Source organism: Paraburkholderia dipogonis (assembly GCF_042680985.1).
Taxonomy (GTDB): domain Bacteria; phylum Pseudomonadota; class Gammaproteobacteria; order Burkholderiales; family Burkholderiaceae; genus Paraburkholderia; species Paraburkholderia phytofirmans.
Map to the genome: position 1 here is coordinate 122,683 of NZ_JBHUFR010000022.1, position 21,945 is coordinate 144,627.

20 protein-coding genes are annotated in these 21,945 nt (G+C 64.1%); 5 read left to right on the forward strand and 15 right to left on the reverse strand.

The features are described from left to right. Window positions 1-58 precede the first annotated feature (58 nt). The 11 genes from ACFSNN_RS27720 to ACFSNN_RS27770 form a co-directional block, all read right to left on the reverse strand. Window positions 59-1,660, reverse strand: coding sequence for a flavin-containing monooxygenase (locus ACFSNN_RS27720; RefSeq protein ID WP_134465095.1), 1,602 nt, complete (start codon window positions 1,658-1,660; stop codon window positions 59-61). Between the two features lie 122 nt (window positions 1,661-1,782). After that, window positions 1,783-2,778 (reverse strand): sulfonate ABC transporter substrate-binding protein, encoded by a 996-nt coding sequence (locus tag ACFSNN_RS27725; protein WP_134465094.1) that lies wholly within the window; start codon window positions 2,776-2,778, stop codon window positions 1,783-1,785. Window positions 2,779-3,100: 322 nt separating this feature from the next. Then, window positions 3,101-3,958: a MerR family transcriptional regulator gene (locus tag ACFSNN_RS27730; protein ID WP_134465093.1), complete on the reverse strand. Its 858-nt coding sequence runs from the start codon at window positions 3,956-3,958 to the stop codon at window positions 3,101-3,103. A gap of 271 nt (window positions 3,959-4,229) precedes the next feature. Beyond that, entirely contained in the window at window positions 4,230-4,823 is a 594-nt protein-coding gene (locus ACFSNN_RS27735; RefSeq protein ID WP_134465092.1) for a GNAT family N-acetyltransferase, read from the reverse strand. 197 nt (window positions 4,824-5,020) lie between these two features. Further along, on the reverse strand, window positions 5,021-5,305 hold the full coding sequence (locus ACFSNN_RS27740; protein ID WP_134465091.1) for a hypothetical protein: 285 nt from the start codon (window positions 5,303-5,305) through the stop codon (window positions 5,021-5,023). Window positions 5,306-5,361: 56 nt separating this feature from the next. Next, on the reverse strand, window positions 5,362-5,520 hold the full coding sequence (locus tag ACFSNN_RS27745) for a hypothetical protein (protein WP_166799380.1): 159 nt from the start codon (window positions 5,518-5,520) through the stop codon (window positions 5,362-5,364). A 23-nt stretch (window positions 5,521-5,543) separates the two neighbouring features. Continuing rightward, window positions 5,544-6,440, reverse strand: coding sequence for a sap1 transcriptional regulator SapR (gene sapR, locus ACFSNN_RS27750; protein ID WP_134465090.1), 897 nt, complete (start codon window positions 6,438-6,440; stop codon window positions 5,544-5,546). 213 nt (window positions 6,441-6,653) lie between these two features. Then, window positions 6,654-7,541 (reverse strand): DMT family transporter, encoded by an 888-nt coding sequence (locus tag ACFSNN_RS27755; RefSeq protein WP_134465089.1) that lies wholly within the window; start codon window positions 7,539-7,541, stop codon window positions 6,654-6,656. Window positions 7,542-7,758: 217 nt separating this feature from the next. Then, window positions 7,759-8,835 (reverse strand): TAXI family TRAP transporter solute-binding subunit, encoded by a 1,077-nt coding sequence (locus ACFSNN_RS27760; protein WP_134465088.1) that lies wholly within the window; start codon window positions 8,833-8,835, stop codon window positions 7,759-7,761. A gap of 193 nt (window positions 8,836-9,028) precedes the next feature. After that, entirely contained in the window at window positions 9,029-10,291 is a 1,263-nt protein-coding gene (locus ACFSNN_RS27765; protein ID WP_134465087.1) for a zinc ribbon domain-containing protein, read from the reverse strand. A 385-nt stretch (window positions 10,292-10,676) separates the two neighbouring features. Beyond that, complete coding sequence (locus ACFSNN_RS27770) at window positions 10,677-12,218, reverse strand: MDR family MFS transporter (protein ID WP_208949593.1); 1,542 nt, start codon at window positions 12,216-12,218, stop codon at window positions 10,677-10,679. Between the two features lie 74 nt (window positions 12,219-12,292). Between ACFSNN_RS27770 and ACFSNN_RS27775 the strand changes: the two genes are divergently transcribed. Beyond that, on the forward strand, window positions 12,293-13,081 hold the full coding sequence (locus ACFSNN_RS27775; protein ID WP_134465086.1) for a TetR/AcrR family transcriptional regulator: 789 nt from the start codon (window positions 12,293-12,295) through the stop codon (window positions 13,079-13,081). 86 nt (window positions 13,082-13,167) lie between these two features. On the opposite strand, the gene ACFSNN_RS27780 is transcribed toward ACFSNN_RS27775, so the two are convergent. Continuing rightward, window positions 13,168-13,887 carry a ribonuclease activity regulator RraA gene (locus ACFSNN_RS27780; protein ID WP_012426768.1) on the reverse strand — a complete coding sequence of 240 codons (720 nt, stop codon included), beginning with the start codon at window positions 13,885-13,887 and terminating at the stop codon, window positions 13,168-13,170. Between the two features lie 478 nt (window positions 13,888-14,365). On the opposite strand from ACFSNN_RS27780, the gene ACFSNN_RS27785 reads away from it, so the two are divergent. Beyond that, window positions 14,366-14,878 carry a response regulator gene (locus ACFSNN_RS27785; RefSeq protein WP_106311694.1) on the forward strand — a complete coding sequence of 171 codons (513 nt, stop codon included), beginning with the start codon at window positions 14,366-14,368 and terminating at the stop codon, window positions 14,876-14,878. A gap of 161 nt (window positions 14,879-15,039) precedes the next feature. On the opposite strand, the gene ACFSNN_RS27790 is transcribed toward ACFSNN_RS27785, so the two are convergent. Further along, window positions 15,040-15,612: a Fur family transcriptional regulator gene (locus ACFSNN_RS27790; RefSeq protein WP_134465084.1), complete on the reverse strand. Its 573-nt coding sequence runs from the start codon at window positions 15,610-15,612 to the stop codon at window positions 15,040-15,042. A gap of 132 nt (window positions 15,613-15,744) precedes the next feature. Next, window positions 15,745-16,371 carry a glutathione S-transferase family protein gene (locus ACFSNN_RS27795; RefSeq protein WP_134465632.1) on the reverse strand — a complete coding sequence of 209 codons (627 nt, stop codon included), beginning with the start codon at window positions 16,369-16,371 and terminating at the stop codon, window positions 15,745-15,747. Window positions 16,372-16,587: 216 nt separating this feature from the next. Between ACFSNN_RS27795 and ACFSNN_RS27800 the strand changes: the two genes are divergently transcribed. Continuing rightward, entirely contained in the window at window positions 16,588-18,282 is a 1,695-nt protein-coding gene (locus tag ACFSNN_RS27800; protein ID WP_134465083.1) for an ATP-binding domain-containing protein, read from the forward strand. A gap of 16 nt (window positions 18,283-18,298) precedes the next feature. On the opposite strand, the gene ACFSNN_RS27805 is transcribed toward ACFSNN_RS27800, so the two are convergent. Then, window positions 18,299-19,246: a phosphoribosyltransferase gene (locus ACFSNN_RS27805; protein WP_134465082.1), complete on the reverse strand. Its 948-nt coding sequence runs from the start codon at window positions 19,244-19,246 to the stop codon at window positions 18,299-18,301. Between the two features lie 276 nt (window positions 19,247-19,522). Here ACFSNN_RS27805 and ACFSNN_RS27810 point away from each other — a divergent pair, with 276 nt between their 5' ends. Both ACFSNN_RS27810 and ACFSNN_RS27815 read left to right on the forward strand, forming a co-directional pair. Further along, window positions 19,523-20,065, forward strand: a complete 543-nt coding sequence (locus ACFSNN_RS27810; protein ID WP_134465081.1) for a putative pterin-binding protein — start codon at window positions 19,523-19,525, stop codon at window positions 20,063-20,065. After that, window positions 20,035-21,888 (forward strand): ATP-binding protein, encoded by a 1,854-nt coding sequence (locus tag ACFSNN_RS27815; protein ID WP_134465080.1) that lies wholly within the window; start codon window positions 20,035-20,037, stop codon window positions 21,886-21,888. The genes ACFSNN_RS27810 and ACFSNN_RS27815 overlap by 31 nt, the downstream gene beginning before the upstream one ends. The last annotated feature ends 57 nt before the right edge of the window (window positions 21,889-21,945 follow it).

Genomic DNA, 21,945 nt, shown 5'->3' on the forward strand with positions numbered 1-21,945 from the left:
GTTTATCTCCGGTTCTCCCTGAACGGTGCCTTGTCGTTGCCGTTGTCGTTGCGTTTCGTCAGGTTGCTTCCACAGGCGCAGAAGCGGCGCCTCCATGAGCGTGCGTGCCTTGCGCTGAACCCGTCGGCACGCTCGCCGCACGCGGCGCGGGCGAATACGCGAGGTAATCGTCCATGCTGAAGCTGCTGGTGGCCTGGCGGAATTTGTAGGCAAATCCTGGCCACAGCGTCGTGTTCTTGCCGGTTGCCGGATCGAGATACCAGCTCTTGCAGCCGCCCGTGGACCAGATCGCGCGGCCGAGCTTCTGCTGGATCTGCTCGTTGTACGCGCGCTCCACTTGCGGACGCACTTCGATGGCGTCCGCGCGTTCTGCGTGCATCGTCTTCAGCGCGCGCAGGATGTACTCGACCTGAGACTCGATCATGAACACCATCGAGTTATGGCCGAGACCCGTGTTCGGTCCGACCACCATGAAGAAGTTCGGATAACCAGGCAATGCCGTACCTAGGTAAGCATGCGCGCCGTCGCGCCACGTATCGACGATATCCACACCGCCGCGTCCGCGCACCACGCCGCGCGGAAACGGATCGGCCACCTGGAAGCCGGTGCCGAAGATCAGGCAGTCGGCGCGATGACGCGCGCCGTCAGTGGTGACCACCGCGTCTTCCTCGATGCGAGCGATGCCGGTGGTCGTCACCGAAACGTTCTGGCGCGACAGGGCGGGGAAGTAGTCGTTCGAGATCAGTACGCGCTTGCAGCCCATTGTGTAATTGGGCGTGAGCGCGGCGCGCAACTGCGGATCGCGCACCTGGCGGCGCAGATGCCGCTCCGCGGCTTTCTGCGCGGTCTTCATCAGCGAAGGATGAATCGCAAATCCCAAGGCGCGCGATTCGAGCATGCAGTAGAGCGCCGAGCGCATGATTTTCTGCGTGAACGGCAGGTGTTTGAACAGCCATTGCTCCAGCGGTCTGACGGCACGATCGGCCTTCGGCATGATCCACGGCGGCGTGCGCTGGAACAGGTCGAGATGCGCGACTCGCGGCGCGATCTGCGGAACGAACTGGATCGCGCTCGCCCCCGTGCCGATCACGGCGACGCGTTTGCCTTCGAGCGAGTAGTTGTGATCCCACTGCTGCGAGTGGAACGTCTTGCCCTTGAATTTATCGAGGCCGGGAATGTTCGGCACAGCCGCGCGCGACAGGCCGCCCATACCTGAGATCAGCACGCGTGCCGACCATTGCCGGCCGTTCGCGAAGGTCAGTTGCCAGCGGTGGCGCGCTTCGTCGTAGATCGCGCTCGCCAGTTCATGGCCGAAACGCAGATGCCGCTCGACGCCGAAGCGCTGCGTGCAGTCTTCGAGGTAAGCGCGGATTTCCGGCTGGCGCGCGAACATGCGGGTCCAGCGCGGATTCGGGGCGAAGGAGAACGAGTAGACGTGGGATTGGACGTCGCACGCGCAACCGGGGTAATGGTTGTCGCGCCACGTGCCGCCGACGGAGTCGGCCTTCTCTGCGACGATGAAGTCCGTGATGCCGGACTGGCGCAGGCGGATCGCCATGCCGAGGCCCGCGAATCCGGACCCGATGATGGCGATATCGGTCTCGACAGGCGCTAACGCGTCGGGCGCCGCGGCGTCGTGGGGCATCATGCGTGCGTTCATCCGATCCGTCTCCTTTTACCGTCTTAACTGTTACATTGGTTGATGTAACAATAGAGGCTGGTAATAGATGACGCAAGCGGGCGGTTAGACGCCCGCCTCTAGGCTCGGAGGGTCGCCGCCAGCTACTTCGCGGCGAGAGCCGACGCGACTTCGCGGTTTTGCCAGACGCTGTCTTTAACAGTGATTTTCGCCGGGATCAGATTGGCGCCATAGAACGCATCGGCGACTATTTGCTGCGAGCGCACGATCTCGTCCGTGACGGCGGTGGTGCCATACGGATAGCGGCGCACCCATGTTTCGACCAGCTTCTCATCGAGACCGACCTTCGGCGCGATCAGCGCGGCGGTTTCCACCGGATGCGCGTTGACCCACAGCCCGGCGGTGCGCAACTGTCCGAGAATCGCGCCGATCACGTCGGGATGCTGCTGCGCGAAGTCGCGCGTCGCTTCGTAGAAGTTGTACGGGGCGTTGAGTTCGGCGTAGTCGGCCAGCGTGCGCGCCTTCAGCGCCTGCTGCGCGGACGCGTAGTACGGATCCCAGATCACCCATGCATCGACGCTGCCGCTTTCGAAGGCGGCGCGCGCGTCGGCGGGCGGCAGATACACCGGACGAATATCCTCGTAGCGCAGGCCCGCTTTCTTGAGCGCTTCGAGTATCAGATAGTTCGAACTCGAGCCTTTTTGCAGCGCGACGCGTTTGCCTTTCAGATCGGCCACGCTATGCAGCGGCGAGTCGCTTTTGACGAGGATCGCTTCGGCGTGGCTTCCCGAAGGCTCGGCGCCGACGTACACGAAGCGCACGCCGCTCGCTTGAGCGAACACCGGAGGTGGCGCGCCTGTGTAGCCAAAGTCGATGCTGTTCGCGTTCAACGCTTCGAGCAGTTGCGGTCCGGCAGGGAATTCGAACCACTTGATGCTGTAGCCGAGCGGTTTGAGTTTTTCGTCAAGCGAGCCTTGCGCTTTGAGTATCGCAAGCAGGCCTGATTTCTGATAGCCGAGGCGCAGTACCTTGGCCGGCTCGCCGCCGTTGCCGCCGGTCTGCGCGGTGGCGCTCAAGGTGGTGAATGCCGCAAGCAAGGCGGCGGCGAGTTGAAGCGAATAACGGGCGTGATGGACCATCCTGCGAATCTCCATTGCGTTCGATTGGTGTGGCCGCCGCGGGTTGTCTGCGGGCGTCGTTCGGGTCCGCCAAAAGCACGGCGCGGACTCGCGGAGGCGGCAGAAAACGCGTTGCGGCGACGTTCGGGGATCGTCGCATGGACGTCACGCCGTTCAAACGAAGCAATGCAGATTTGAATATGACGCGCGGCGGAACATCGTGCGGTTCCGGGATGTCCAGCTAGCGCGCGCTAGCGGGCGTGCGTAAAAGCAGGAGTGGGGGCGAAGGCATGGACGCGGGCGTAGATCGACGCGAAGGTGAGAGCGAGACTACGCGCGCAGACTACTTCTTCGTTTTGCCTTTCTTTGTCGCGGCCGCGGCGCCTTCGGCAGGATGCTTCAATTTCTTTTCCATGATAGCTGCGACGCGGTCGCCGAGGTAATCGCCCGAAGCTTCTTCGAGCGCCCGGTTCATTTCGCTTTCCACCAGCACCATCGCGAGCGGCCGCACGCGCCAGATGGCGTCGACGAGAGCCGGCACGTCGGCGGGCGGCGGCAGCGCGTCGGCGTCGTAGCGGTCCAGTTGGCGGACCACGAGATCGACCAGCGCTTTGGCGACCGCGTTGAAATGCGGCCGCGCGATGCCGACGGCGTCGAGCAGGTCGGCAAGCGGAATGCCTTCCTTCGCCATGGTCGCGCCGGCGGCCAGCGCCGTCGGGCTGCCCGACACGAATGAGAGACCGTCGCGCTCCAGCAGACCGAGGTCGACCGCCTTGCCGAGCGCGCTCGGCGAAGCCTTGTCGCCGAACACGTGCAGCAGTTCGATCAGCGAGTATTTTTTCGGCCGTTCGCGCGACCAGCGGCCGCCGATCGCCGTTTCCAGGCCGAGGATGGAGCGCAGATCGTGGCCTTCGTCGACGGCCATGATCAGATCCTGGATGTTCGCGAGCGTATAGCCGCGTGCGAGCAGATGGTTGATTAGCTTGAGACGCGAAGCATGCGTGTCGTCGTACACGCCGACACGGCCGCGTTTTTCCGGGGGCGCGAGCAGGCCGCGGTCCTGATACGCGCGTACGTTGCGCACGGTGGTGTCGGTGACGCGCGCGAGTTCGTCGACGGTGTATTCGTTGCGCGGCGTGGCGCCGGCGGTGTCGTGCGAGTCGGCGGACAAGGGCGGGACAGGGGGCGGCGTGTTGGGCATGGAAGGGATTTTAACGCGGCGATGCGCGCGGCTGCCAACGCCGCCGCGTGATGCGGGCGATTGCTGCGCGAGCACGGACTGGAGTGTGGGACGGTAAGTCGTTCAGGGCGTTGAAGCAGAGTGCAATGCCGCAGTGCTTCAGCGCCTAGGTGCCTAGGTACCTAGGTGCCTCAGTGCCTCAGTGCCGGAGCGTGCGCTCAAGCGACTGGCCGGTCGCCTGCACCGCGAAGTCGTGCAGCCAGCGCTTGGACGGATAGAAGCCCGCAGCGCTTCAATCGCGTCCTGCCGACAAGTCGTCCGGCACGCTCGAATCACCCTTGCCGAGCGTGCGCTGCATCAGCGTCGTGTCGAGCCAGCGGCCGTGTTTGAAGCCCACCGCCTTCAAGGTGCCCGTCAATTCGAAACCCAGCTGCGTATGCAGCGACAGCGAACCGCCGCTGCCGCCGTCCGCGATCACGGCGACCATCTGACGCCACGGACCGGTTTCGCAGCGCTCGATCAGCGCCTGGAGCAGCACGCGTCCCAGACCTCGGCCGCGATAGGCGTCGTTCACGTAGATCGAATCTTCGATGGTGTTGCGATACGCGGCGCGCGGCCGGTAAGGCGTCGCATAGCAATAGCCGGCGACTTCGCCGTCGATCTCCGCCACCATGTAAGGCAACCCGTGGCTGCGCACCGACGCGAGCCGCGTGCGCAAGTCATCGACGGAGGGCGGGGTTTCCTCGAACGAGGCGACGCCGGTCAGCACGTGGTGGGCGTAGATCGCCTGAATGGCCGGAAGATCGGCTTCGGTGGCGTCGCGGATCAGCGGGACGGCGGTGTTCGTCGATCCGGAAGCGGCGGGCGCGGCGTGCGTGATGCTCATACGTGTTCCTGTCGTGGCGATAAATCGGCGGATACGTTTTACTATGCCCGCCGCGCGCGCGAATTTGAAGCGAGTCAAAAATCGCCACGACGTATGGCGGGTTTTCAGCGTTGGCCCATACGCGCGAACAGGCGTGCTTCAGCAATCACTAGCGCGAGCGAAGACGACGCGCACCACGCTCACCCGCCAGGCATCGCTCAACTATGCGAGTAAGTATCCGGCTGCGTCACATGCCCACGATGATGCCGGTGATACCTGGCCTTATGTTTCGGCCTGGCCTCGGACATCGACGCATGCTGTTCGGCGGATTGCTGCGAGTCCGGCCCCTGTTGAGCCTGCGCGCGAGGCGCGGGCGTGGGCTGTGCGTGACCCGACGGCAGCGAGCTTTGGCCCTCGCCGAAGCGGAAGGTTTGCGCGGTCTGGGCGTATGCGCCGGCAGAGACCGTCAGAGCGGCAACCGTTAGGCAAATTGAAAACTTCATGGACCCTCCTTCTGAACGAGCCGGTGAGGATACCCGTTTTCCCGACAGTCGATCGGTCACATCAGGCCCAGCGGCCCGCTCGCGCTGGTGTCGATCGGCGGCAGCGCGTGGCCTTGTAGATCGGTTTGCCGCTGAGCTTGCGCGTTGGCGTATATGACCTCGATATCCGCGCCATCTGAGGCTGGCGTGATTTCGATGAGTCGATAACCGGTCACAGATGCGAAGCACCCGGCGCGCATCAAAGGTCATCGAACTGATCAAATTCGCTTTGCAGTTCCCGGTTGCGCGCGACGCGTTCGTCGATACGCGGTCCGAGTCTTTCGACGATCGCCGAGATGAGCAGATTGAAGAGACAGGTGAGCGGCGCGAGCGAATCCCAGAACTGGCCGACGTCGGTTTTCACCTGCAGCAGATCGCCGTCGAATTCGCGCGCCCACGGACAGTAAATGTCGGTGATGAGCGCGAACGGCAGGCCGCGGCGCGTGGCGGCTTCGCAATAGCGGCGCGCGACCTTCGAGTAAGCGCGCGTGTCGGTCACGATCAGATAAGGCGATTCGGAGCCCGAGTTCAGCGAATCGACGTACGAGCCCGACATGCCGTCGGAATAGAACACGCGCGGACGAATGTATTCGAGGTAGCTGTAGAACGCGTTGCTGATGCCGCGCGTGGACTGAATGCCGAGAATGTAGACGGCATCCGCGTTCGAGATGCGTTCGGCCACGCGCGCGAATACCGGCGATTGCGCGAGCTGGTAGACGTGCTGGATCGCGCCGATTTCGAGTTCGAGCGAATGGGCGAGGGCGGGGTTGGGCTCGGCAGGCGAATCGGCGTCCGGCGAGGCTTCATCGTGCTGGCCGGCGGCGCGGCGGAATGCATCGAGCCGGTCCGTGATCAGCCACGGACGTTCCTGAGCGCCGCGCAGTTCGCGCTTCAGGTCGTCGAGATTCTGATAGCCGATGCTGCGCAGGAAGCGGCCGACCGAGATGCCGCTCGTGCCGGCTTGCTGCGCGATCTGGTCGGCGGTTTCGAGGCCGAGCCGGTCGAGGTTGGCCAGCATGTAGCTGGCGACGCGTTTGGAAGTGGGCGTGAGTTCGGCAAAGCGGGCTTCGACGGTTTGAGCGAAAGCGGTCGGCATCGTAATCGCGGCGCTGGGTGGTTATCGATCATGGGAATGATGACATATTCAACCGGCCGCCCGCGCCGCGCGGCCTCGAAAATCGCTGCGGCGCATGCGGGTGATACGCCAGGCGCTCGCCTGCGAGTGCGCGTGCGTGCTCAGCGCAATGACGGCGATGCCATGCTGACGATACGCAGGCGACAAGCCTGCATGACGCCCGCTGCACACGCATCAGACAGCCGGCCGTGCCGGCGCCGCGCGCGAGAAGTGCCGCGCGCCCGCCACGCAGCCCACCACGACGACGGTAACCAGAATCATCGCGGGCGGCACCTCCTCGTGCAGCAGCAGTCCCGCGAGCAGCAGGCCGAAGAACGGCTGCAGCAACTGCAACTGCCCGACGCCCGCAATGCCGCCGAGCGCGAGGCCGCGATACCAGAACACGAAACCGATCAGCATGCTGAAGAGCGACACATAGGCGAGACCCCAGAGCGACGCCTGGCTGACGCCGTCGAACGACACGGGCCGTGTCCATACCGCGAGCGGCAGCATGAGCGGCAGCGACAGCACGAGCGCCCACGAGATCACCTGCCAGCCGCCGAGGTGGCGCGACAGACGTGCGCCTTCGGCATAGCCGAGCCCGCATGCGACGATGGCGGCCAACATCAGCGCGTCGCCGATCGGCGATGCTTCGAGGCCATGACGAAGGGCAAACGCCACCACCGCGCCGCTGCCGAGCGCCGAGAACAGCCAGAAAGCCGGTTGTGGACGCTCGCCGCCGCGAAGCACGCCGAAGATCGCCGTGGCGAGCGGCAGCAGGCCGACGAACACCACCGCATGCGCCGCGCTCACGTGGCGCAACGCCAGCGCCGTCAGTAGCGGAAAGCCGATTACCACGCCGAGTGCGACGATCACCAGCGGCATCAGATCACGGCGGGACGGTCGCGCCTGGCGGAATACGAGCAGGAGCAGCAGCCCGAGCGTGCCGGCGATCGACGCGCGGGCGACCGTCAGGAACAGCGGGTCGAGGCCTTGCACGGCGACGCGCGTGGCCGGCAACGAGCCGCTGAAGATCAACACCCCTATGAAGCCGCTCAGCCAGCCGTTTGTCGTTTTGTCCATCGGGAAAGTCCGGGCGCGGGAAGAGATTGACAGCATCCGCTATCCGGCCATGGACGTTAAGGTACGGATCGGTGCAAATCTCCCAAACTGTACCGAGGAATGGGGCGGTACAGCGTTCAGCCCGGCGCAACGCGGAACGCGGGCGTCGGGCGTCGGGCATCTCGCAATCAACGCAAGCAGTCTTGCTGGGCGTGACGAAGTCGGCAATGCGACGAACTTACTTGCACAGCAGAAGCAAGCGCTCCTGATCCGTACACGTTGGGCGCGGTTTCGGCGTGCCTTGCTGTGCCGCCGTCGCGCTCATCGCGGCGCTCTTGTTCGTGAGACACGCGCGCAGATGCTTCTCGACCGGCGAGTAGTATTTCCACCCGCGCACGAGCGGCGGCAACTCCAGCTTCACCTGCTTCCATTTCGGATGCCCGTGCTCCTGGAGATTGTCGAAGTTGGCGCAAAGCGAGTCGGCAAAATGATTCAGATTGCCGACGGTATCGCGCAGGCCATAGTCGTAGGTGACGAGAAAGGCTTTGACGGTCAGCGCGGGCACATCTTCCTTGAGCCAGGTCGGATAACTGGCCGCGCGGATCGTGGTGGGGAAATAGGTTTGTTTGGCGCGGATGGTTTCGGGAGCGGCCGGATCGGCCCTCAGAAGACGGATCTGCTGCAACAGGTCGGGATTCATGTCGTTGAACAGTTTGGCAGGCTGTCCGACTACGATGATCGCGACATCCACTTTCTTCACGATCAACGCGGCCAACGCATCTTCGTTGCTCAGATGCTGGATGTTCTGCTCGGGAATCGGCTGGCCGAACATCAGGTGATAGAGCGTCGTGGCCGATTGCGCGGTACCGCTGCCGATCAGGCCGACGCTAATGCTTTTGTCCTTGATATCGGCGAGGGTTTTCAGCGGTGAGTCCGCGCGCACCACGACGTTAATTTCCTCGTCGTAAAGCGGCATGATGAGCCGTAGCGGCCGGATCGCCGTGCCGGCGTCGGCGTTGCCGGCGTTAGCCATGTCGATGTAAGCCTGATACACGTCGGATTGCACGAGCGCCAGTTTTACCCCCGGCTCGAAGCGCATGCGTTGCACGTTTTCAGCCGAGCCCTTCGACGCCATGACTTCCAGGTCGATGCCCGCTGGTGGCGCAACCCATTTCGACAGATCCTGGCCGATCTGGATATACGTGCCCCGTTCCGGACCGGTGACGATCTTGTAATGCGCCGGCTCCGCGCAGGCCAGCGAAGATACGACCATCAACGCCAGCCCCAGCCATCCCGTGAGAAGTCTCTTCAGCATGGTCTCTCTACCTATCGGTCAGGTTCGTATGACTTCGCGCGCCGATGTGCGTGAAGCACCAGTGAGCCGGATTGCCATGTCATGTTCTATGTGTCGCGCCTGCCGCGTCCGTCTGTTACCTCTCAAACCAAACGCGCTGATACATGTGCTTCTCTGTCCGATTCGTTATGCGATTCGGTATCCAAACTATTTGTCACTGGCTCGGTGAACCGCCGGCAGATGGCTTCGCGGCATTCGTCGCCGGACGTTTCCAGCCGGAGTCCTTGATGGCGCGTTCGCGCGCTTCGACGCTATTGCCGTCGGGCGCCACAGTGGTGGCACGCGGCGCGGCCACCACGGTTTCGCCGTTCGGCGGCATGCCCTTGGGGAGTGGAGTCTGCAGTTGAGTCGCCTGCTGTGACGACGGCGCGGCAGGCGCTTGCGCCGACGGTTTGCCTTGTGGCGGCGCCCCCGCCGCGCCACGCGGGTTGAGCGGCGCCCAGCCAGTTTCGCGAATCACGCGCTCGAGTATGGACTTCGCCGTGTCGCTGCCGGTGTCGATCGCGAGCGCTTCGTTGGCGTACTGGCGTGCGCAGGACCACGACTGCTGCGCGGCGCAGGTTTGCGCGGCTTGCAACGCGGCGTCGCGGCGGGCGGTCAGCGGCATCAATTCTGTTGCGAGGTCAGCTGCGTCGGAATTGCCCGGTTGCATGGTTTGCGCGACGCCGAGAGCCGCTTGCGCCGTAGAGATGTCGTTGGCGCGGGAGGCGAGACGCGCCGCCTGCACGGCTTGCGCGGCATCGCGGAACTTCGGCGCGGGCTTGGCGGGCACAGCGGCCACCGGCGGCGCGACTGGTATCGCCGGGATCACCTGGGCCGGCTTCGCCGGATTGACGGATGTGGCGGGTTTGCCCACGGCGCCGGCCTGGTTGGCCGACTGGGTCGGCGAATACAGCCCGATCGTGCCGGTCGTCGTTCTGGCATCCTGAGTAGTTTCACTTTCGGCGGACTGCTCGCTATTGCCGCTCGACAAATCGCGATCGCTGAATAGCGCATATCCGACATACGCCAGGCCGATTACGACAACCGCCCCAATGGCATAAAGCATTTTACGAAGCGAGATTGCGCCGCGACCTGCCGCATTGGGCAGTGCGGGCAGCGGCTGAATTGGCCTGTCCTGTGCAACGAGCGCGGACGCAGGCATCGCTGCCTCGGCATGAGAAGGTTCGGCCATAAACGCGGCACGCGTCGTGGGGTCGGTTTCATCGGCTGTCGCCGGGTCGAGGCTATTCTTCTGCGCTACTTTATTCATGGCGCTCGCGCGGCTGCCGGGAATGACGGTGCGTTTGTGCGGACCCGCGTCGAGTGGATGCACCGCGCCGCAATAGGGGCAATAGTCGACTTGCCGGTATAGTGCGCCGCCACACCGCTTGCAAGGCGTCGGAAAACTGTGGCCGAGTAGTGTCTGGGTGGACATGCTGTGGACCCACCTTTGGAAAACGATGCCATTACGGCATGTTCCGGATCATGTTGAAGCGGGAGCGATGTCCGCGGAAATCACGATCCACATGCGCCGGAGAGTCTTGGGCGGCGAGCCCACGCTTGCGCTGCCGCTGGTTGCAATATGTGGGGTTTCAATCAGAACGTCAATCGCCTTTGCTACCTATCTTATGTGCGCTAGCGAACACTTGCAGGTAGGACAAAATAGCCGCTATGTCGGCAGAACGAACGGGCGCAGAGGTTTTTTCACACGAATAGAGGGAAGGCGGAAATAGAACGAGGTCGGCGCGCATGGCGTCCGACCTCGTTGTTAACTTGCATCAAGCGCCTGCATTAAGCGCCTGAAGAAAGCGGGAAAAGCGTCAATGTTTGCGCAGCGGATGATCCTTCAGCAGCCACGCGAGCGCGAAGGCCAGCACCACCACGCAAGCGGCCGAAAGATACACTGTGTGCAACGCGCCTGCGAATGCTTGCAGATAATCGTCACGCAACGCTTGCGGTAATGCGTGGATCGCGGCAGGGCCGAGCGCGTGCGGCAACTCGGTGTCGGGCGGAATAAGTTTTTCGAGGCGCGCGGCGAGGCCGTTGGAAAACACGGCGCCGAAGCTGGCCACGCCGATCGATCCGCCGATCGAGCGGAACAGTGTCGCGCCCGAAGTGGCCACGCCCATATGCTTGAACTCGACGGTGTTCTGCACCGCGAGAATCAGCACCTGCATCACCATCCCGAGGCCGCAGCCGAGAATGCCCATGTCGATATACATCACATGAATCGGCGTGCTGATCTGCAGGCGTGCGAGCAGCAGCATCGCCACCGCTACGAGAAACGTGCCCGCGATCGGGAACATGCGGTACTTGCCGATCTTGCTGATGATCCGGCCGGTCACCATCGACATCAGGAACAGACCGCCCATCATCGGCAGCATCTGCATGCCGGCTTCCGATGGCGTCGAGCCTTTGACCACCTGCAAATACAACGGCAGGAACGTCACCGAGCCGAACAGCGACACGCCGATGATGAAGCCGATCAAACTGCTCAGCAAAAACGTGCGCTGTCTGAAGAGTTCGAGCGGCATGATCGGTTCGACCGCGCTGCGTTCTTCGTGGATAAAACCCCAGATCGCCACGAGCCCCATGCCCAGCGTGAACCAGAGTTGCGGCGACGACCACGGCAGGATCGTGCCGCCCTGGCTCGTGAACAGGATGATGCAGGTGAGGGCGCCGGCGAGGAACGCGGCGCCCATGTAGTCGATGGTGTGCTTCACCTGGCGAACGTGCGGCTTGAAGACCGCGCCGATCACGACAAGCGAGATGATGCCGAGCGGCAGATTGATGTAGAAGATCCAGCGCCACGAGAGATGCTCGACGAGAAAGCCGCCGAGCAGCGGGCCGATCACGGTTGCCAGACCGAACACGCCGCCGAACACGCCCTGATAGCGGCCGCGTTCAGCGGGCGGAATCACATCGGCGATGGCGGCCATCGTCACCACCAGCAAGCCGCCGCCGCCGAGGCCTTGCAGCGCGCGCAGCACGATGAGCTGCGTCATGTCCTGCGCGACGCCGCACAACGCCGAGCCGACCAGGAACACGATGATCGCCGTCTGCAGAACGATCTTGCGGCCGAACAGATCGCCGAATTTGCCGTACAGCGGCACGACGATGGTCGAGCTGAGCAGGTAGGCCGTCACCACCCATGAGAGATTATTGAGGCCGCCCAGTTCGCCGACGATAGTGGGCAGCGCGGTCGAAACGATGGTCTGATCGAGCGCGGCGAGCAGCATGACCAGCAGCAGCGCCGGAAACAGCAGGCGGATCGGCGGGTGATCGGCTGCGTGGGCGGGCGCGGTTGCCTGCGCGTGCGGCTGCGTCAGTTCGGCGGGGCGTGTCGTGGTCGATTGGTCCATGGCGTCACGGGTTGAAATTAATTAATTCGGAGATTAATATATGCGACATCGCATCATCAGTCAAATTGAGCGCAATGGCAAGGATTCCATCCGACGATCGAAAGGTGAAAAGCACGCTGCCTGATACGGCTGCCGTGAAAGTCCGCAAGGCGCGTTCCACGCTTGGGCGGGGTGCCGAAGCCCGCGAAGGCGTAGCGACGATAAAACCGGAGGCCGCGCCCACGCGGCGTCCGGGCAGACCTTCCGGCGCCGCGCGCGGACCGGAGCAGCGCAACCGCCTGCTCGACGCCGCGCTCGTGCTGTTCGCGCGGCAGGGCATCGTCGACACCACGCTTGGGGAGATTGCCCGCGAGGCCGGTTTTACGCCGGCGATGATGCATTACTACTTCAAGACGCGCGATCAACTGCTCGACGTGTTGATCGACGAACGTTTCGCGCCGTTGCGCGCGGGGCTAGGCGTGCCTTTCCAGGAAAATCCCGACGACCCGGTGGCGGCCATCACGCAACTCGCGCAGCGGCTGGTGCAGGTGGCCGCCGAGCATCCGTGGTTTCCGTCGCTGTGGGTGCGCGAAGTGATCAGCGACGGCGGCCTGTTGCGCCAGCGCATGCACGAGCGCTTCGGCAATGCGCATCAGAAGGCGTCGCTGTCGGCCATTGCCCGGTGGCAGAAGGAAGGGCGGCTGAACGCGGAGCTGGAGCCCGCGCTCGTCTTCGTCACGTTACTTGGGCTGACGATTTTGCCGCTGGCCACGTCGAAGCTGTGGTGCAACGATCCGCTTCGCCGCAATATCGGCGGCGCGGAAATCGCGCGGCATGCGGTGGCTTTGCTGGTGCAGGGCATTGGTCCGAAGAAGGCCGGTTGACGGCCGGCGACGCTCTCTGAACCGTACCTGCGCCTCGCGGGCGTGAACGACCACCAAACCATAGTCCATCGCTGCGGTACACCGTCTCACGCTTTCCGCTTTTCTTTCCACGCCTCATAAGCGGCTTTGGTCGCTTCGTTCGGCGGATAAGTCCCTGGCAAGGCGGCGCCGTCGCGAATCCGCTCGGTCAGAAACACTTCGAGTTGCTCCTGTTCGGCAGCGGCTTGCGCAACCTCCGCCGCCATCTTGAGCGGAATCACCACCACACCGTCCGCGTCGCCGACGATCACGTCGCCTGGAAACACCGCGACACCGCCACAGCCGATCGGCACATTGATATCCACCGCGTGATGGCGAATCAGATTGGGCGGCGCGCTCGCCCCCGCGCAGAACACGGGAATGCCAAGTGCGGCGATCGTCGTGCTGTCGCGCACCGGGCCGTCGGACACCATGCCCGCCACGCCGCGAACCTGCAAGCGTTGCGTCAGGATCGAACCGAACGACGCGCTGCCGCGCTCGCCGCGGCAATCCTGCACGAGCACATGGCCGGCCGGAATCGTTTCGACACACTTGCGCTGCGCGTACTCGGGATCGGCAAACAGTTCGAGCACGTCGATGTCTTCACGCGATGGAATGTTGCGCAGCGTGAACGCCGGCCCAACCAGATTCGCGCCGCTGTGCGCGGCGAGCGGCGCGACGCCTTGCATGAATGTATTGCGCAAGCCGCGCTTGAATAGTTGGGTAGTCAGCGTAGCGGTGCTGACTCGGCGGAGTGCTTCGAGCGTGGCGGAGTCGAGATCGGACATGGTGTCGGACGGCCTCAAGGTTGGTAGCGCAAACGGGTCATGGCAACCGCATGCCGCGCGGTGCCGCAGCGACGCAAATGTCGATGCGTCTCGCGCACACGATACTAGCGCCGCACGCAACGAGCACAGCCAATCTACGCGCGCGGCGCATTCGTATGATGCCGAAACAAACGAGGCACGCAACGTGCTACTGCTGGTGTGGATGTGAATGCAGGCAGCATCAATCAGGCTGCCTGCATCGCACACGAACGGGAATGGGAAAAGAGACGTCAGGCGGGAAGGTCGTGCGAACGGGGTTTTGCGCGAGCAGCCTCGGCGAATCGGGTCGGCATCGGAGAGCCGTGACTGTGGCGCCGATGGCCGGTTTTTCATCGGCGTGCAATTTTGGCGCGTTACTGTGCGCGCGCGTCGGCGCCCGGGCCATGCTTTACAATCTTGGGCCTGGTTGCAACTCCGCGCATGAAATCGAGTCGGAACCATGAACAGCAATAGTGCAGCCGCGCAAATCGGCGGCAAGCAGCAAGGTGAAACGTTGGCCAAGTCGGACGGCCTAACCGGTTTTTTAGAGCAACAACGCAAAATGAACGGAGCATTGAGACTCGATCAGGCCACGATCGTGCTCGTAGAAGACGACCCGGACAGCCGGGAATCGTTGACCTTATTACTCGAAGCAGAAGGTGCGCATGTCGTCGCGGTGGCGGATGCGGAAGAGGGCGTGGAGGCGGCGCTGCGATTGTTGCCCGACGCCGTGGTGTGCGACCTGGAACTGCCTGCCATGGACGGTTTCTACCTGATCCAGCGCTTGCGCGATCACGAGATTCGCGGCGACCACCCGCCCTCGGTTGCGGTGGCGCTCACCGGCCACACTGACGACGCTTATCGCCTGCGCAGCATCGGCGAAGGCTTCCAGCATTTCATGACCAAGCCGGCTTTGCCCGAAGATCTCGTGACACTCCTGCACGACGCGATCGACGCTCGCGCAGCGGGCTGACTTAGCGGTCTAACTTAGCGGGCTGATCTAGCGCTTCGATTTAACCGACAAATTCGCGGCGCCGCGTGACAGCCGCGCCGCGAGACGCCGGATCTTCAGATGCCGTGCTTGATGGCAGAGCAGGCATGAGTGCGTTTCGCGATCGTCGCCGAACGTCGAAGTCACTTGACGGCGACGGGTGCGCCCGGCTCATTGCTCGACGCCGCGGCTTCCAGCGCCTGACAGGCCGCACACAATCCCTTCAATTCGATTTCATCGCTCGCGAGACGGTAGCCCGAATCTTCGATTTGCGCGACCAGCGCCTGGCGCAGTTTCGGCTGATGCAATTCGGTGACGTTGCCGCATTGCTGGCACACCACCAGGATGCCGTGCTGGCATTGCGTCAGATCGTGGCAGACGGTGAAGGCGTTGATCGATTCGATCCGATGCACGAGCCCCGCCGAGAGCAGAAAGTCCAACGCCCGGTACACCGTGGGCGGCGCCGAGCCGGGATGGATCTGGCGCATCTCGTCGAGCAGCGAATACGCTTTGGTGGCGCGCCCGGAATTCAGCAGCAATTCGAGCACTTTGCGGCGGATCGGCGTGAGTTTTTCGCCGCGTTCGCGGCAATATTCTTCCGCGAGTGTGAGTGCGGCTTCCTGCGAAACGCCGTGCGTGTGCCCCGGCTCATGTGAGTGAGCGGAGGCGGCGGAGGTGGCTTTGTCGGCGGTCGCGGCGGGCTTGGCGGTCTTCATGCGTCGATTATAAAGGCCATCGCGTCTCGCTGTGCCGGCGCGCCATTCGTCAGGCGCCGCTTTGGGCCATGCATCGCATGATCGGACCGTCGGGCGCGTGGCGGGAGCACGGACCACGCGCGGCCTGACGGCTCAGGTCAGCGGGAAATCCACGTACTTCTTGAACCCCGTGCGCGTCGCAATACGCGAATACCAGCGTTCCAGATTCGGCAGCGGCGGGCGCGTCACGCCGTCGAGCCCGAACCACCGTTTGGCGTACGCGCCGATCACGATGTCGGCGAGCGTAAACTTCTCGCCTTCGAGGAAGAAGCGCCCTTGCAGATGCGTGTCCAGCATGCGCCACAGCGTGGTGACGGCGTCGAAGTCGGTAGCGAGTTTGGCAGCGTCGCGCCCGGCGGCGGGCGTGCGCACCAGCGCCCAGAACACCGGACGCTCGGCGGGCTGCAGCGTGGACAACGACCAGTCCAGCCAGCGGTCGATGCTGGCGCGCGCTTTCGGCTCCGCCGGATACAGCAGGCTGGCTTCGCCGTACTGCATCACCAGATAGCGCAGGATCGAATTCGATTCCCACAGCACGAAGTCGTCGTCGACCAGCGTCGGGATCTTGCCGGTCGGGTTCATGGCGAGATAGCCGGCCTCGTTGTTACGGCCGAATTGCAGTCCCGCGTCGATACGGTCGTATGGCAGCACCAGCTCATCGCAGCACCACAACACTTTCTGGACGTTGACCGAATTGGCGCGTCCCCAGATCGTAATCATCCGGTAAATCCTTATTTTTACGTTGGCAAGCCGCACCCTTCGCGCGGCGTTCAGCCAGTAACGATACACGATGAGCGCGATCTTGCGCGCCGCGGCGCCGCAACCGGCCGCCTGAAACATGGCGGCGGGCACGTCCGAAAACGACGCCCCCCCCAGGCATTCGGCGATGCGCGCGCGTTGCGTACAATGAGCCCACCCGAATCCGACGAGGCACGCATGGCCCGCATTGTTCCCGACGACTGGAAGAGCCTCGCCGCGACCGGCGCGGCGGCCCGCGAACGCGAAACGCTGGCGTTGCTGGAAGAGACGCTGCCCGATGGCTACACCGTTTATCACGGCGTGCACTGGACGCGCCTGAACCAGAACTTCTCGGTGTTCGGCGAAGCCGACTTCGTGATCGTCAGCCCGGCCGGACGTGTGATGATCGTCGAACAGAAAACCGGCTTTCTGCGCGAAACGCCGAAAGGGCTCGTCAAGGTCTATCTGCAAACCGAGCGCAACGTGGCGATCGCGCTCGCGCACACCATCGAAAGTCTGCATCGGCGCTTTACCGCCGCGTTCGGCGCGGGCACGTATTTCGTCGAGGAATTGCTGTATTGCCCGGACCACATCGTCAAGGACGCGGCGATCGCTGGCGTGAACCCCGCGCGGATCGTCGATGCAACGCGTAAAGACCGGCTGGCGGCGATCATCCGCGAAGCCTTGCCGGCCGACGAACCACGTCTAGCCTGCGCGCCGAAAATCCATCACTTTCTCGCCGACGAACTGGCGCTCACGCCCGACGCCAGCGCGCTGGTCGGCCAGGCGGGCACGCTCGTCACGCGTCTCGCGGGCGGTCTCGCGACCTGGGCGCGGCGGCTCGAATTCGCGCCGTTCCGGCTGCGCGTGATTGGCACGGCCGGCTCGGGCAAGACGCAACTCGCGGTGCAAGTGATGAAGGACGCGGTGGCGCGCGGCCAGACGCCGCTATACGTGTGCTTCAACCGGCCACTGGCGGATCACATCGCGCGAGTCGCGCCGCCCGAAGCGAAGGTGGCGAACTATCACCAGCTCTGCGACTGGATCGCGCGCGACGCGGGCCGCGCACCGGATTTTCAGGCGGGCGATGTCTTCGATCAGCTCGAAACCACGTTCGCCGACACACCGATCGATCCGCGCTGGCAATTCGACGTGCTGATCGTCGACGAAGGGCAGGATTTCCAGCAGCCGTGGGTGGCGGCGCTCGAGCGTCTGTTGCGCCCGAACGCCGCGTGGTGGTGGCTCGAAGATCCGCTGCAGAATCTGTATATGCGTGAGCCCGTCGCGCTACCGGGCTGGACCACGCTGAAGGAAACCACCAACTATCGCAGTCCGCGCGACATTCTCGATTATGTGCGCGACGTGGTCGGCGCTTCGGTTCCGGTCGCCGCCGCGCTCGCGTCGGGCAGCCCGTTCGACGGCTCCGACATCTCGCTCTCGATCTACGACGAAGCGAACGCCGCCGAAGGCAGCATCGAGGCCACCAAGCGCGCGATCACGCAGGCGCTCTCGCTCGGCTTTCGCAAGCAGGACATCGTGGTGCTGTCGTTTCGCGGACGCGAAGGTTCGGCGATGAGCGCGCTGGATCACCTCGGGCCGCATCGGCTGCGCAGTTTCACCGGCAAGTACGATCTGTTCGGCAACCCGGAGTACCGCGAGGGCGACGTGCTGTTCGAGTCGATCTACCGCTTCAAAGGGCAGGCGGCGCCGTGCGTGATTTTTACGGAGATCGACTTCGCGACTTTCGACGAACGCATCGCGCGCAAGCTGTTCGTCGGCGCCACGCGCGCGACCATGAAGCTGATCGTCGTCGCGTCGCAGCGCGCCGCGCGGCATCTGCATTTGCGCGACGGCAAGGAGAGCCGCGAAGTAAAGGAAGCGAAAGAAGTCTAGCGCCCTGACGCGCGGGTCACGTCCACGCGCGCGCGCCGACCAGCATGCCGGTTTGCGTGTGCGCGTCCCACCAGATCACCCGCAAGAGCGGCGCTTGCTGTGCGATCAGCAGCGCCTGCACCGGATCGCTCTCGATGAAATGCGTGACGCCGCCGCGCAATGCGGCCGCGGCTTTGTGCGCGGCGCTGCCGGCGGGACTTTCATCGTGCGTGTCGGGCGTGCGCATCACCAGTTGCAGATGGCCGAAACCGTGCCGCGCGAGCCACACTTCGGTGCGCGCGCGATCCAGCTCCGGCCGGCCGGTGATGATCGTGCGAACCTGTTGCAAGTCGATGTCCGGCAGTTCCTCGAACGGCAGCAGCGCATCGCGTTCGGCAAGCGCGGCGGCGAGATCTTCGTCGTAACGCGCGAGCGGCACGTCGGGCAGCAGAATGCCGTCGAGGTCGATCGCGTAGGTGGCGTATTCGTGATCGCCGGCCATCGCGGGCGCGGCGCCTGATTCGACGCGCGCCCAGTCGTCGCGATAACGCTCGGTGTACGCCTGGCGCTCCCAGGGAAACAACGCGAAGTAGCCGCGCGCGTCGATTGCATAGTCGGGTTGCGTGCGGCTCAACTCGTCGACGGCGCCGGTCAGCGTCCTGACCACGAGGCCCTGCTGCTGAAGAAACGCAATGCAATCGGTCAGCGTAAAACCACGCCCGGCGATGTCCTCGCACAGCAGCACGGTCGAGTCCGCGGGCGGGATGGGCAGCGTCGAATCCCATGCCACGGTGCGCGTCAGGCGGTCGTAGCGCAGAAAGGCGACCGGCGTGCCGACGGCGTGCGAGACCATCAGCGCGAGCGGCGCGCCGCCGCGCAGAATGCCGATCGCCATCGCGAAGCGCTCGGCCAGCAAGGCAGGCTGCAGCGATTCGATCCAGTGGTCGAGTTGTTCGTACGTCAGGGGCAAAACCGGCTTGTTCATGACTCGTAGGGCGTCGCGTGGCGCGTGTGGGGCGGGCGTCTCTGACGCGGGAGCGGCAAGCGGCGCGCGGCCACGAGCCCCCGTTTTTGAGACAAAGAATTTTGGCGATATTATGCATGCGGTTCAAAGATCGCGCGTCGGGGTGACGCGCGGCAACCCGATGCGCGACGCGAGACCGCGGCCGGCGCGGGGGACAAGAAACACGGGCCAAGGGGTGGCGGGCCGGCACGGACCAGGCCGCCCGCAAGAAGAATAGATAACGGAATAAAAAAGCACATGACCAAGTCGACCGCCAGGGTGAATGACCGACAACGCGCCGTTACGGGCGCGCGCTGGGCCGCGGGCCTCGTGCTCGCGCTAGCCGCCTGGAACGCGCAGGCTCAGCCGGCGCCGGAGCCTTTATCGCTCGACGTGCAAGGCAAGATCGGCAAGACTACCGACGCCGCGCACAAGACTTACCACTTCACCGAGGCTCAACTGCTCGCGCTGCCGGCCCATTCGATTACGACCTCGACCACGTGGACCCCGCGTTCCACCTTCACAGGACCGTTGCTGGCGGATATTCTGAAGACAGTCGGCGCCAATGGCAGCCAGGTCGAGATCCATACGCTCGACGACTATACCTACACCATTCCGGTGTCGGACTGCGATCGCTACGGCGTGGTGGTTGCGTACGGCATGAACGGCCGGCGTCTGAAGATCAGCGACTTCGGGCCGCTGTTTCTTATCTATCCGCGCGATGCGTTCCCGGATGAACTCGCGGGCGCTTCGGGCGATTCGAAATTCGTATGGCAGATCAAGGCACTCATCGTCAAATAATGCGCCACCCGTGGCGCCGTGCGTTCTACGTGCTGATCTGGCTGACCGCGCTCGCTGCGCCGGTCGGCGCGATCGGCTATCTCTTGTACGCGAATCTGCTGAACCCGCGCGCCACCGAGCAGTTGACCGGCTCGTACGACGGCTTCTACTGGGACGCCGCGCAACTGCAAATCGCCTATGCGCGCTTCGAAAATCAACTGCTGCTGTATCAGTCGGGCGTCGACGACGACTACCAGCGGCTGATGCTGCGCTATCAGTTGCTGCAATCCAAGTTGCACGTGATGGCCGGTTCCACTCGCCGGTTGACTACGCAGCTTTCTCTCCTGCAACGGCAACTGGACGAAATCCATTCGCTCGATCAATTACTGGACGGCATCGAACCTGAAGTCGACGCGCTGCCGAAAGACCGCAGCCAGGCCAACCGGATCGTCGTGCAACTGCGCCAGCACTGGAACGAGGTCAACGATCTCGCGCTGAGCCGCCGGTTTGCCGACGTCGCCGATCGCGAGGCGATGAACCGCGACTTCATCAACAAACGCCGCATGCTGTTCGCCGGTGGCCTGGTGCTGCTGTTGCTGTCGGCGGCGGCGACGCTGTTGCTCGTGTTGAACGGCCGGCGCCGCACGCGCCTGATGCATCAGCAGCACGCGGCGCTCGAAGCCGAGCACCAGGCGAGCCGCGCCGCGCGCGAGGCGAGTCACGCCAAGGACGCGTTTCTCGGCATGATCAGCCACGAGCTGCGCACGCCGTTGCATGCGATCGTGTCGTCGATCGAATTGCTGGGCTTCAACTACCACTCCGAAGCGGACCGCAAGGTGATCCAGCGGCTCGAAACCGCGGGCCGGCATCTGGAAGCGCAGATGAAGGATCTGACGGACTACGCGCGCCTCGGTGCCGGCAAGCTCGAATTGCGTTACGAGCATTTCGAGCCGCGCGAACTGCTGGCGTCGATCGTCGATGAGCACGCGATGGCGGCCGCCGCGCGCGGTTTGCAACTGGAGAGCGACGCGGGCGGCATGAGCGGGCTCGTCGATTCCGATCCGCACCGCATTCGCCAGATCGTCAACAACCTCGTCACCAACGCGATCCGCTACACCGAAACCGGCACCGTGCGCGTGCAGTTGCGGCAGCGGCCGGCGCTGCTGGTCTTCGTCGTCAGCGATACGGGGCCGGGCGTGCCGCACGCGCAGATTCCGCTGATCTTCCAGGAGTTCACCCAGCTGGACGCGTCGCGCACGCGGCGCTTCGAAGGCGCGGGCATGGGCCTGACCATCGTGCAAGGACTGGTCAAGCTGTTCGGCGGCACCGTCGAGGTGGCGAGCAAGGTCGGCGAGGGCACCAGCTTCACCGTGACGATTCCGGTCACGCCGGTCGCCGCCGCGCAGCCGCAGGGCGTGGCGGCGCGAGCCGAGCCAGACGGCGCGCGTCCGTGCGTGCTGATCGTCGACGACAACCGCCTGATTCGCGAGTCGCTCAGCGAAATGGTCGCGCATATGAATTTCGACGCGCACGCGGTCGCCAATGCCGACGAGGCGCTCGCCTGGCTCGACACGCGCCGCTGCGACGTAGTGTTGCTCGATCTGCATATGCCCGAGCGCGACGGCTATGCGTTTCTCGCGGACTTCGCCGCGCGGGGCGGGCCGTCCGCTGGTGTGCCGGTGATCGTGGTCAGCGCGTATGCGCCGGAGCCGGAAGCGGCCGGAAAGGCGGAAGAGGGAGAAAGCGGCTCGCAGCCGTTCTTCGACGCGTTATTAAAGCCGGTACATTACGAGGAGCTCCGCAGCGCGTTGCAGCGGGCGTTGGCTTCGCGGCATACGGTGTGATGCGCAGCGTGGGCGGCCGGGCGAAGGTGGGCATCAACCTGAGCACACGCCTTCAGC